The organism is Sinorhizobium sp. Y406 (assembly GCF_058732025.1).
Genome location: NZ_CM178974.1, coordinates 2,136,852 through 2,149,093, shown reverse-complemented (window position 1 = coordinate 2,149,093; position 12,242 = coordinate 2,136,852). Strand labels below are relative to the sequence as shown.

General features: G+C 63.9%; 10 protein-coding genes. 5 read left to right on the top strand and 5 right to left on the bottom strand.

Annotated elements, in window-relative coordinates:
• Window positions 1-47: 47 nt before the first annotated feature.
• Window positions 48-1,337, bottom strand: a complete 1,290-nt coding sequence (locus AC4P1R_RS10310; RefSeq protein WP_492176868.1) for an NAD(P)/FAD-dependent oxidoreductase — start codon at window positions 1,335-1,337, stop codon at window positions 48-50.
• Between the two features lie 166 nt (window positions 1,338-1,503).
• Window positions 1,504-2,925 (bottom strand): L,D-transpeptidase family protein, encoded by a 1,422-nt coding sequence (locus AC4P1R_RS10305; RefSeq protein ID WP_069461493.1) that lies wholly within the window; start codon window positions 2,923-2,925, stop codon window positions 1,504-1,506.
• Between the two features lie 251 nt (window positions 2,926-3,176).
• On the opposite strand from AC4P1R_RS10305, the gene AC4P1R_RS10300 reads away from it, so the two are divergent.
• Window positions 3,177-4,037, top strand: coding sequence for a DUF4432 family protein (locus AC4P1R_RS10300; protein WP_069461494.1), 861 nt, complete (start codon window positions 3,177-3,179; stop codon window positions 4,035-4,037).
• A 133-nt stretch (window positions 4,038-4,170) separates the two neighbouring features.
• On the top strand, window positions 4,171-4,509 hold the full coding sequence (locus tag AC4P1R_RS10295; RefSeq protein ID WP_069461495.1) for a protein tyrosine phosphatase family protein: 339 nt from the start codon (window positions 4,171-4,173) through the stop codon (window positions 4,507-4,509).
• A 134-nt stretch (window positions 4,510-4,643) separates the two neighbouring features.
• Here the strand turns inward: AC4P1R_RS10295 and AC4P1R_RS10290 are convergent, their stop codons facing one another.
• The 3 genes from AC4P1R_RS10290 to AC4P1R_RS10280 are packed head-to-tail and all read right to left on the bottom strand — an operon-like array spanning window position 4,644 to window position 8,222.
• A complete protein-coding gene (locus AC4P1R_RS10290; RefSeq protein WP_492176867.1) occupies window positions 4,644-6,290 on the bottom strand; it encodes a thiamine pyrophosphate-binding protein in 1,647 nt (548 codons plus the stop codon).
• A 31-nt stretch (window positions 6,291-6,321) separates the two neighbouring features.
• Window positions 6,322-7,272: a DMT family transporter gene (locus AC4P1R_RS10285; RefSeq protein WP_069461497.1), complete on the bottom strand. Its 951-nt coding sequence runs from the start codon at window positions 7,270-7,272 to the stop codon at window positions 6,322-6,324.
• Window positions 7,269-8,222 (bottom strand): alpha/beta fold hydrolase, encoded by a 954-nt coding sequence (locus AC4P1R_RS10280; protein ID WP_069461498.1) that lies wholly within the window; start codon window positions 8,220-8,222, stop codon window positions 7,269-7,271. The genes AC4P1R_RS10285 and AC4P1R_RS10280 overlap by 4 nt, the downstream gene beginning before the upstream one ends.
• A gap of 235 nt (window positions 8,223-8,457) precedes the next feature.
• Between AC4P1R_RS10280 and AC4P1R_RS10275 the strand changes: the two genes are divergently transcribed.
• The 3 genes from AC4P1R_RS10275 (at window position 8,458) to AC4P1R_RS10265 (ending at window position 12,242) form a co-directional block, all read left to right on the top strand.
• Entirely contained in the window at window positions 8,458-9,231 is a 774-nt protein-coding gene (locus AC4P1R_RS10275; RefSeq protein ID WP_492176866.1) for a ribonuclease T2, read from the top strand.
• A 118-nt stretch (window positions 9,232-9,349) separates the two neighbouring features.
• Window positions 9,350-10,999 carry an energy-dependent translational throttle protein EttA gene (gene ettA / locus AC4P1R_RS10270; protein ID WP_069461500.1) on the top strand — a complete coding sequence of 550 codons (1,650 nt, stop codon included), beginning with the start codon at window positions 9,350-9,352 and terminating at the stop codon, window positions 10,997-10,999.
• Between the two features lie 223 nt (window positions 11,000-11,222).
• On the top strand, window positions 11,223-12,242 hold the full coding sequence (locus AC4P1R_RS10265) for an ArsR/SmtB family transcription factor (RefSeq protein ID WP_069461501.1): 1,020 nt from the start codon (window positions 11,223-11,225) through the stop codon (window positions 12,240-12,242).

Below are 12,242 nucleotides of genomic sequence, written 5' to 3'. Positions count from 1 at the left end.
CTCCCCTGACGAGCACAGGGATCCCCGGGGTGGCGGAGATGGCGCCCCTAGAAACGCCGGTCGATGAAGTGCTTGGCCTGGGCGCCGGCGTGGTAGAAGGCGGACTTCAGGTTCCGCCATGGGTCCGGGATGATCGGGGTTTCGGTGAGCGGAATTGCCGAGATGTCGCCGGAGACGTAGCGGGCAAGCGCGCGGCCGAAGACGGTTCCGGGCGCAATGCCACGGCCGTTGTAGCCGCTGATCGAAACGACGCCGGGCGCGAGCTTGTGCATGACCGGCAGGTTGTTGGTGGTCATCCCGATGCGGCCATCCCACCAATATTCGAAGCGGAAATCGCCTACATAGGGGAAGAGTCTGCGCACCGCGCGGGCGGCAAAGGCGCGGTGGGTGCCTTCCGCCATCGCGTCGAGCCGACCGATGGAACCGAAGATCAGCCGATTCTGCTGATCCATGCGGAACGACGTCATCACGAGGCCGGTGTCCCAGGCTCCCTGGCGCTCGGGCAGGATGCGTTCGGCGATGCCGTCGGCAAGCGGATTGGTCGCGAACTGGAAAAAGGGAAGGATCGTCAGTTCCTGCGTCTGCGCCTTCCATGGCGCGCTGTTCACCAGCGCGCCATAGGCATTGGTGGCGACGATGACATATCGGGCCGTAAGCGTGCCGCGACCGGCCTCGAGTTTCCAGAGGTCACCCGTGCGTTCGGCGGCCTGGAGCGGCGTGTCGGTGAAGATCTCGGCGCCGGCGGCGATCGCCGCAGCGGCGAGCCCCCGTGCATAGGCGAGCGGCTGGATCGTGCCGGCTCGCCGGTCAAGCAGGGCGCCGGTGAAACCTTCGGCGCCGGAAAGCGCATGCGCCTTCTCGGCCGGCAGCACCTCGACGGGCGCGCCGCGCTTCCGCCACTGCGCCTCGCGCTCGCGGATCTCTTTCAATCCCTCGGCGCCGGCGGCCATGTGCAGCGTTCCGTTGCGCACTGCTTCGCATGCGATACCGTGTCTGGCGACGAGCTCGTAGACGAGCGACGGGCCGTCGCCGAGTTCATGCAGCAGACGGTTTCCGGCTTCGGTTCCGAGTGTGGCGATGAGGTCGTCGGGTTTCACCCACATGCCGGCATTGACGAGACCGACATTGCGGCCCGAGCCGCCATGGCCGATGGCCCGGGCTTCGATCACCACCGCCTTCACGCCCATCTCGGCGAGATGCAGGGCGGCTGAGAGGCCGGTGAAGCCGCCGCCGATGATCGCCACATCGCACCTCAATTCCCCCGTTAGGGGTGCGGTTGCGGGGGCAGCCGGTGCCGTCGCATGCCAGAGATTGGGAAGGAGGCGCTCCGTCGCCATCGCGGATATTCCTTTGTCAGCCGGGGTTCTTTGCCTGTGATAGAGCGAATGTGGCAAACATTTTCATGACAATGTTTCATGAAGTCATGAAGGCTGACGATGCCGGACGAAGCGGCAAAAGCGGGGCGAGAATGCTCCGTGCGGCTCCGCCCAGTCCGGCGGCGTGTTATTGATAAGGACTGAAGACATCCCCTGACATCTGCGCCCCAGGCTCATCCACGAATTCGACGGTGACGCCCGGGCTTACCATCTTGCCGAGTTCGGTCGCATCCCAGTTGGTCAGCCGCACGCAACCATGGCTCTGCGTCTTGCCGATCTTGGACGGATCCGGGGTTCCGTGAATGCCGTAGGTCGGCCTGGAGAGCGCGATCCAGACGGTGCCCACCGGGCCGTTCGGGCCAGGCTGCAGGTTCAGGATCTTATCGTTCGCGCCCTGTTTGAAATTGATCTTCGGGTTGTAGGTGTAGCCCGGATTGAAAGCGATCCGCTCGACGTTCACGGTGCCGGTCGGCGAGGGCGTGTCGGCGGATCCGATCGTCGCCGGATAGGCGGCAATCATCTTCCCGGCCTGATCATAGGCGAAAACCTGCTTGCGCCCCTTGTCGGCAACGATCCGCGCCACCTTGCCGGTCTTATTCGGACCCGGATTGATCACCTTGATCGTCGTGCCCGGAATGGAAAAATCGACACCCGGATTGAGTTCGCGCAGGTAGTTCTCGTCCATATGGAATTTCTCGCCGAGCATCTCGGCGGTGGACGTGAAGGAAAGGTGCGGAAGCTGGGCCTTGTGGGCGTAATCTTCCGGAATCGAGGCGACATAGGGCCCGGCCGCATCGGCCGCGGTGATGGTGTAGGTGGCGATCGGAAGACCGCCGTTGAAGCGCAGCCGTTCGAGAATATCCTCGGTGTTGTTGGGATCGAGCGTTTCGCCGGTTGCCTGCTGCCAGGCCTCGATCGCCTTGGTGACGTTCGACCCCATCCTGCCGTCGATCACGCCGGGTGAAAAACCTTCCCGGTCAAGGAAAACCTGCAGCGCCGCGATCTCCGCCTGGGACTTGCCCTTTACCGGGGCAGCCCGCGGCATAGGCTGCCTCAACGGTTCGTCATATTGCGGATCATAGGCGGCCTGGTCGCCCTCGGTCAGCGAAGGCAGGCTGTTCGGAAGCTCTTCGCGCTCCACCGGTGCCGGCGTCACATCGCGATAATCGGGGACGGTGCCGGTAAACTCGCCGGGCTCGGAGTAGACGTCTCCGCGGTCGCGCCGGTTGGAATAGACGTCGACGCCGTAGCCGCGGCGGCGCACGCCATAGCCGTCATTCGGCACGACGGTCGCAACGATATTGCCCCAGTCGTCGATCAGAACCGTGCGGCCGCTGCGATCGCGCACGGCGTGCACTTCGCCATCCCGGGGCATGTAGTCGAGAATGTCACCCTCGGGCGTAACGAGCATCACATCGCCGCGGTGCCAATAGCCGCGATAGCCTTCCTGTGCATGCGCAGGCGCCAGCTCCACGGCCACAAGACCGGCGGCGGTGAGAAGCGAAAGTCCAATGCGGGTCGCTGACGTCACGATAGAACCTGTTTTCATTCGGGGCTGCCTCGCGGCGGTACATGCCGATTTCGACGTTAATGTGAAATAAATGAATTCATCATGAACATTCCCTTAAATCCGTTAGGCGAGCCTGCCAGCGAGCGCAACGGCCGATCGCCGCCACGCCCCGAGTTTCTTGAATTCATAACGTTTTCCGGTGCCGGATAGTTCATGGGGAAGTGCCGGGCAAACACCTGTCCCGTTAGGCTATTCTACCCTCGTTACAGCTGATTCTGGGGGGTAAACGGATGGAAGTGGGGACCGGCGCCAAGAAAGGAGACAGTGCAGGCCCTGGGGGCGAGGTCTGTCTCCTGCTCGACCGATCGTCTGCCCTTGATATCGCCGCCTTCGTCGTTGCCGGCGTCGATCTGTCGCCCGGCGACGCAGTTCCCTCCGACGGAGATCCACGGATCGACCGCGCATTGGCCGGTTTCTTCTTCACGTGCGGCCCCGACCATATCCGTCATCCGGAACCGTTCCCCGGCCGGGGTGACGGCGCGCGTTATCCGCTGCATGGGTCGCTCTGCGGGACACCGGTGACGAGAACGGACATGGCTTCCGCCGGCAACCGGTGCACGGCCGTCATCGAGGTCGAACTTGCCTGCGGCGGCAGGGCGGCGATCGAGCGCTGCTGGCGAGCCGAGCGGGATGGTGGAGGCGTGCTGCTCGAGGATCGAGTCGTCAATATCGGAGCTACGGCCTTTGCGCCGATGATGATGTATCACATGAACATCGCCGGCCGCCTCCTCGGCGCGGAAACGCTGATCGAAAGCACGTCGGTCGAGGGCGGTTCGCTTGCCTGGCGCTTCGGCGCAGAGGAGAGCGCCCATTTCTGCTTGCCCGCCGTCGCTGGCGGCGACGGGTGGGCGGAGGTTTCGCTTGTCGCGCTGCCGGGGCTTGCAGGCCGCAGCCTTCACGTCCGGTTCCGGGCCGAGACGCTGCCGTTTCTGCAGATCTGGCGCTGCCAGCGCGGCAGTGCCGATGTGATCAGCATCGAGCCGGCGTCGCACCGGCTGGCGAAGCGGGCCGAGCTTGCTGCCGGCGGCGAACTCGCCCTTCTGGAGCCGGGCGAGCGCCGCGACTATGCGCTCGCCTTCGCGGTCTCCTGAAAGCAATGTTCCGTTAGTTTCAGCGGGATGCGGGCGGAAAACCGCACACACTTTTCCTCATCCCGCTCCGGCGATTGACGCCGCTTGCCGCCCGGCCTACACCAAGGCAAAGGACTCATGAGGAAACGCCATCATGGACATTCGCCAGATCAACGATGAATATTCGGTCGCGGGCCAGATCACGGTCGCGGACCTCGACGAGATCAAGGCGCTCGGCTTCAAGTCCATCGTCTGCCACCGTCCGGATTTCGAAGTACCCGACCAACCCACCTTCGATGCGATCGCCGCGCGTGCCGAGGAATTGGGATTGGAAATCACCCATATCCCGATCGGCCCGATGGGTGTCACGGCAGACGCCGTCACCCGCATGGTCGATGCACTCGACGAATTTCCGCGCCCGATGCTGGGCTACTGCCGTTCCGGGGCTCGCTCCACCGCCGTCTATCAGCAGACGCTGCATATCCGCGGCTGAAGGCACGTCGTCCGTTAGCCGGCGTGCATGGAGGTTTCGGCATGACAGGACCGAGTCTCTGCTGAAGGCAGGCGCGGTAAAAGGCGGGTGCCTCAAATGCAAAGATTGGCGCCGAGGTTTGGCGTTGTCTCTTCTCAACCCTTACGGATTTCGCTGAGGGTGCGGGTCGGCGTGATCGCTTCCGGGTCGAGCTTGATCTCGATGATCGCCGGCTTGCCGCTGGCGCGGGCCCGAAGAAAGGCTTCGGCAAATTCCTCCGTCCGCTCCACCGTCTCGCCATGGCCGCCATAGGCGCGGGCAAGCGCGGCAAAGTCCGGATTGGTCAGATCCGTCGCGCTGACGCGGCCGGGATATTCACGCTCCTGGTGCATGCGGATCGTGCCGTAGATGCCGTTGTTGATAACGAGCACGATGATCGGCAGCGCATGTTGAATCGCGGTCGCGAATTCCTGGCCGTGCATCAGGAAACAGCCGTCGCCTGCAAAGCAGATGACTTCGCGGTCGGGGTGGAGGTGACGGGCCGCCACCGCCGCCGGCACGCCGTAGCCCATGGAGCCGGAGGTGGGGGCCGCCTGGGTGCCGTAACGGCGGAAGCGATGAAAGCGGTGCAGCCAGGTGGCATAGTTGCCGGCGCCATTGGTGAAGATGGTATCGGGGTCAGTGTTGGCCTCGATCCAGTTCATGATCGGCCCCATCTGGACGTTGCCCGGCCCCGTCACCGGCGGAGTCGACCATCGGAGATAGGCTGCGTGCATGGCCGCCGTGCGAGGGGACCAGGAAGGGTCTGCGGCAGGCCGCACCATTTCGAGCGCGGCGACGAAATCGCGGGGACTCGCGGCGATTGCGAGATCCGGGCGATAGACGCGTCCGATTTCGGATGGATCGGGATGCACATGGACCAGCGTCTGTTTCGGATAAGGCACATCGATCAGCGTATAGCCGGAGGAGGGCATTTCCGAGAAGCGGCCGCCGACGAGCAGAACGAGATCGGCTTGCCGGATTTCCTCCGCAAGCGCCGGATTGATGCCGATGCCGACGTCGCCCGCATAGACCGGATGCAGGTGGTCGAACAGCATCTGGCGGCGGAAGGAGCACCCGACCGGCAGATGCCAGCGCTCGGCGAAATGCTGGAATTCGGCGACGCTGTCAGCCGTCCAGCGGGTGCCGCCGAGAATGGCGATCGGTCGTTTCGCTTCCGTGAGGAGCGCCTCGAGGCGGGCGATCTGACCTGGTCCCGGATGGCTTTCGACCGGCTGGTAGGCGCGTGCGGCGGGGGCTTTGGCGGTCTCGGTGAGCATGTCCTCCGGCAGCGTGAGCACCACCGGGCCGGGGCGGCCAGAGGTGGCGGCGGCAAAGGCGCGGGTGACGAATTCCGGGATGCGCGCGGGGTCGTCGATCTCGCCGACCCATTTCGCGACCTCGGTGAGGGCGCGGCGATATTCGATCTCCTGAAAGGCTTCGCGCTCGCGGGCGTCACGCTGGACCTGGCCGATAAACAGGATCATCGGGATCGAGTCCTGCCGGGCGATGTGGAGGCCGGCAGACGCGTTCGTTGCGCCGGGGCCGCGGGTAACCATGCAGATGCCGGGCTCGCCGGTCAGCCGGCCCCAGGCATCCGCCATCATCGCGGCGCCCCCCTCCTGGCGACAGACGACCACGTCGATATCGGTGTCGCAAAGCGCGTCGAGCACGGCCAGATAGCTTTCCCCCGGTACGCAGGATATGCGCTTCACGCCGTTCGCCACCAGCGCCTCGACGACCAGTTGCCCTCCCGTTTTCATGCGAACGCCTCCCAATGCTTTGTTTTTCGCCTCAGATTGCCGGCGAGACCGGCGGCGTGCCGGCGGTCTTCTGCAGCCGTCGCTCGCGCCAGATGATATAGAGGCCGGAGCCGATGATGATGGCGATGCCGAGCCACTTCAGCGCATCCGGCAGATCGCCGAAGACGAGCCAACCGAGGATCGTCGCCGACACGATTTCCAGATACTGCAAGGGCGCGAGCACCGAGGCGGGGGCGGCGCGATAGGCATAGACGCCGAGCACGCCGGATACGGTGGCAGCGACGCCGACACCCCACAGGTAGAGCCAGACGCGCCCTTCCGGCCAGACGGGATCTACGATGCTCGAGCCCGTTCCTTGGCCGAACGCCAGCAGCACGAGGCAGAAAAGGCAGCCCCAGATGCCCGCATGGAACTGCATCGACCAGGGGTCCTCGTTTTGCGCGACCATTCGGGTGAGGAGCAGAAAGACGGCGAGGGTGAAAGCCGCGACGATCGGAAGGAGCGCGATCGGTCCGACCTCCTGCATGCTCGGCTGGATCACGAGCATGGCGCCGAAAAAGCCGACGGCGCAGGCGGTGTAGCGCCGCCAGCCGATCGTCTCCTTCAGAAAGATGCTGCCGAGAATGGTGAGTATGATCGGCTCGACGAAGAAGATGGCGATAGCATCGGCCACCTCCATCACTTTGAGCGTCGTGATGAAGGAAAGCATGGTCAGAACGAGGAGACCGCCGCGCAGCGCATGCAGCGCGCTTTTTTTCCAGGTGAGATCGAGCAGAGTGCGCCGGTAGAGGACGACAGGGAGAATGAAGACGACCTGCAGCAGGAAACGCACGGCGGTGATCTCCGCCGACGGGACGGTGGCGATCGCCAGCTTGGCGAAGACGTCGATCACCGGCGAAATCAGCACCGAAAGAACCATCAGCATCAGGCCGTAGCTGACACGGCGGTCCGGTGCCGACCGGGAGAGGACCACATCGCTCATGAGAGTGCGCCCGTAGGGGCTTTCACGCCCACCGCGTCCCGGCACCAGGCGGCAAAGTCTTGCGTCGCCTTCTCCCGGCCGAGCTCGTTCAGCGTTTCATGACGCATGCCCTCATGGATCGCGACCGTTACGTCCGTCATCCCGCGCGCCTTCATGCGATCGCAAAGCCAGCGAATTGCCGCTCCGCCGTCGGTCGACGGATCGGCGGTACCGCCGGCGAGGTGAACGGGAAGGCGCGCGGGGAGCCGCGCCAATCGGTCCGCCCGCGCTCCGGCATAGACGAGAATGAAGAGATCGATCCACAGCGATACGGTGGCATCGAAGCCGCAGAGCGGATCGGCGATATATTTCGCAACCTCTTCCTCGTCCCGCGACAGCCAGTCGAAGGCGGTTTTGTGGTTCGGGATAGCCTGAGCCCAGGCGCCGAAGGTGAGACGCGAAAGCATCGGGCTCGGCACATCCGAGCCTTTCAGCATTCGCTCGATCCGGAGAATCGCCTGGGCCACGCGGCCGGCAGAACCCGGTCGGAAATTGGAGTTCCAGACGGCGAGCGCATCATAGGATCGAGGATGCGTTTCGGCTGCATTGAGGGCGATCAGGCCACCCATGGAGTGTCCGAAGAGGATGACCGGCAGACCGGGGTGACGCGCGACGGCCATCTCGCGCACGGCGCGCAAGTCGGCAATGACCATTTCGACGCCACCCTTCCGGGCAAACATCCCCGGCGGCGCGTCGGGTGCGCGCGTATGACCATGTCCGCGGTGGTCATGGGCGTAGATATGAATGCCGTCGGCGGCGATGGCTTCTGCCAAGCGGGCGTAGCGACCGGAATGCTCGGCTAGGCCATGGCTGACGAGCAGAATGGCGATCGGTTCGCCAGAGGCAGGCCAGTGGCGCCAGGCGAGCATAGCGCCCGTCGGGCTTTGAAGCGTTTTTACCTGCCCGAACATTCCAATCTCCGAACATTTCCTCACGGCACCGCCATGCCCTTGCGGAAGAGCCGAGCATAAATCTGCCCTGAGATATCAAATCGATTTGGCCGCCAAAGGCAATCGCCGCTTGTTGCTTGTTGCGCATGAGGTCAGGAGAATTCCGGGGTGTTGTAAGGCGCCTTCAGCAGGGGGTTGCAATTTTCCCGCTTTTGTTGTTCTTTTGTTCTCGTTTTGTTTTTCAATGGAGGCCATTATGGCAGTGCGGGGAATGGTGAGTGTAGCGCGGGTTGCAGCGCTTGTGCTGGGTCTGGTTCTTGTATCTCCGGCGGCGGCGCAGGAACAAGCGGCGGCCGGGGGCGGGGAGGCGGTGGAAGCCGGCCGGACGCAATATGTCCTGGCGGTCAGCTGGCAGCCGGGTTTCTGCGAGACGCGGCCGACGCGCAAGGAGTGCGCCGAGCAGGCGGCCGAGCGGGTCGACGCGACGCATTTTTCGCTTCACGGCCTGTGGCCGCTCAGGAAGAGCTATTGCGGCGTCGAGGCGGAACTGAAGGGCCGCGACCGCAAGGGTGACTGGCTCGACTTGCCGAAGCTCGCCATGGCGGACGAGACGGCCGCGCGCCTGCTCGTCGCCATGCCGGGCGTGAAATCCGGCCTAGACCGGCATCAATGGCTGCGCAGCGGCACCTGCCAGGCGGAAAATGCCGAGGATTACTTCGCCTTGCAGCTTCGTCTGCTCGACCAGTTGAACGAGTCCGCCGTGCAGGTGCTCTTTGCCGGCAGGATCGGAGCCGAGGTCGGCGAAGCCGAGATCAAGGCGGCATTCGACAAAAGCTTCGGAGCCGGTGCTGGGGAGCGGGTGCGGATGCGTTGCCAGACGGTGGCTGGGCGAAGTGTGATCACAGGCCTCACCATCGGCCTGACCGGAGAATTTTCGGGCAGGGCGGATCTTCGGAACCTGATCCAGGCGGCCGGACCGACCGAGTTCAAATGTGCAAAGGGGATCGTGGCCGCCGTCAAACGGACTTGATCGAAGCGGCACTCCGCGAGCAAGGGATCGGCGTGGGCAAAGCCTTTGGCGGATTGCCCCGCCACCATATTTCGCCTACATAGCGGCCAAATTCCCCTTCCGATGCGGAGCATGCTTTATGGCACGTCAATTCATCTATCACATGGCCGGGCTCAATAAGGCCTACGGCAACAAGAAGGTCCTGGAGAACATCCATCTGTCCTTCTATCCGGACGCCAAGATCGGCATCCTCGGTCCGAACGGGGCCGGCAAGTCGACGGTCCTGAGAATCATGGCCGGCCTCGACCATGAATATACCGGCGAGGCCTGGGTCGCGGAAGGCGCTACGATCGGCTACCTGCCGCAGGAGCCGCAACTCGACCCCGCAAAGACCGTGGTCGGGAACGTCATGGAGGGCGTCGCCGCCAAGAAGGCGATCCTCGACCGTTACAACGAGCTGATGATGAACTATTCCGACGAGACGGCGGAAGAGGGAGCGAAGCTCCAGGACATCATCGACAGCCAGAACCTGTGGGACCTCGACAGCCAGGTGGAAATGGCGATGGATGCGCTGCGCTGCCCGCCGGGCGACGCCGACGTCAATAACCTCTCGGGCGGTGAGAAGCGCCGCGTCGCGCTATGCAAGCTCTTGCTCTCGCAGCCGGACCTGCTGCTGCTCGACGAGCCGACCAACCATCTCGACGCCGAGACGATCGCCTGGCTCGAAAAGCACCTGCGCGAATATCCGGGCGCCGTGCTGATGATCACCCACGACCGCTACTTCCTCGACAACGTTACCGGATGGATCCTCGAACTCGACCGTGGCCGAGGCATTCCCTATGAGGGCAACTATTCGGCCTATCTCCAAGCCAAGGCCAAGCGCATGGCGCAGGAGGGACGGGAGGAGGCTACCCGGCAGAAGGCGATCAGCCGCGAGCAGGAGTGGATTTCCTCGAGCCCGAAGGCGCGTCAGGCCAAGTCCAAGGCCCGTATCCGCGCCTATGACGAGCTGGTCAAGGCGGCGGCCGATCGGCGCCCGGGCGACGCGCAGATCATCATCCCAGTCGGCGAGCGGCTCGGCCAGGTCGTCATCGAAGCGGACAACCTTTCCAAGGGCTATGGCGACCAGCTCCTGATCGATGGGCTGAGCTTCAAATTGCCGCCGGGCGGCATCGTCGGCGTCATCGGTCCGAACGGCGCCGGCAAGACGACGCTCTTCCGGATGATCACCGGCCAGGAGCAGCCGGATGACGGCTCCTTCCGCATCGGCGACAGCGTGCAGCTCGCCTATGTCGACCAGAGCCGCGACGCGCTCGACCCGAACAAGACCGTCTGGGAAGAGATTTCCGGCGGCAACGATGTCATCAAGCTTGGCAAGCACGAGGTCAATTCGCGCGCCTATTGCTCCTCCTTCAACTTCAAGGGAGGCGATCAGCAGCAGAAGCTTGGCACGCTTTCCGGCGGCCAGCGCAACCGGGTGCACCTCGCCAAGATGCTGAAATCCGGCGGCAATGTCATCCTGCTCGACGAGCCAACCAACGATCTCGACACCGAGACGCTGGCCGCGCTCGAGGATGCACTCGAGAACTTCGCCGGCTGCGCCGTGATCATCAGCCACGATCGGATGTTCCTCGACCGTCTCGCGACCCACATTCTCGCCTTCGAGGGCGACAGCCACGTCGAGTGGTTCGAGGGTAACTTCGAAGACTATGAGAAGGACAAGATCCGCCGGCTTGGCCCCGAATCGGTCAACCCGACACGGGTGACCTACAAGCGCCTGACGCGTTAGGGCGCGGTCACCCCCAGCGCCTCATCCCTGTGACAAGCACAGGAATGAGGGTCGAGGCCTTGGGCCTCGCGGTTCAGAAGCGCGGCCATGCGGTATCGTCTGGTCCGCGGAGCTTTTCGCCCGCCTGTCTGCCAACGCCATCCCGTTGCCTTCCTGCGCAAATTCGCTTGCGTGCCATCCGTAATTCACATAAAGATATCTTTATGTGTTGATGGGGAAGGCGATGGTTGATCGTGACACACTTGGCTTGGATGCGCTGGTCGACGTCTTGAAGGCGGCGGGGGAGCCGACGCGCATGCGCCTGTTGGCGTTGCTTGCCGCCAGCGATCTCACCGTAACCGACTTGACCGAAATTCTCGGCCAGTCGCAACCCCGCATCTCGAGGCACCTGAAACTCCTCGGCGAAGTCGCCCTGATCGATCGCTATCAGGAAGGCGCCTGGGCCTATTTCCGGCTGCGCCAGGAAGGTGGCCGCGTGGCGCTTGTGCGCGGATTGCTGTCGGCGGCCGCTGCCGATGATGCCGTTCTCGCGCGCGACGAGATGCGGCTTGTGGCATTGAAGAAGGCGCGCGCGGAAAAGGCGCAGGCCTATTTCAGCCGCAACGCCGCCGAATGGGACGAACTGAGGCGTCTGCACGTGAGCGAAGGCGATGTCGAGGCGGCACTGAAGGCAATGGTCGGCGACGAACCCGTTGACAGCCTGCTCGATCTCGGAACCGGCACCGGCCGTATCCTGCAACTCTTCGAAGGCATCTACCGGCGCGGGATCGGTGTCGATGCCAGCCGCGACATGCTGGCGGTTGCCCGCTCCAACCTCGACAAGGCCGGCATCACCAAGGCGTCGATCCGCCATGGCGACATCTTCAACCTGCCGCTCGACGATCAATCCTTCGATCTCGTGACGATCCATCAGGTGCTGCATTATCTGGCGGAGCCCGAGGCGGCGATCGCGGAGGCCGCGCGCATGCTCATGCCCGGCGGCCGCCTCGTCATCATCGATTTTGCCCCGCATGGGCTCGAATATCTGCGCGACGAGCATGCGCATGCGCGGCTCGGCTTTTCGCACCAGACGATGACCGATTGGCTGCAGCGGGCCGGTCTCGCGCTCGAGAAGACGACCGATCTCGCGCCCGAGGGCGCCGATGAGAGGAAACTGACGGTCACCATCTGGCTCGCGCGCGACCAGCGCGTTGCCAGCAACATCGCCGATATGCGCCAGCGTCTTCAGGCGGGGGGAGTTTGA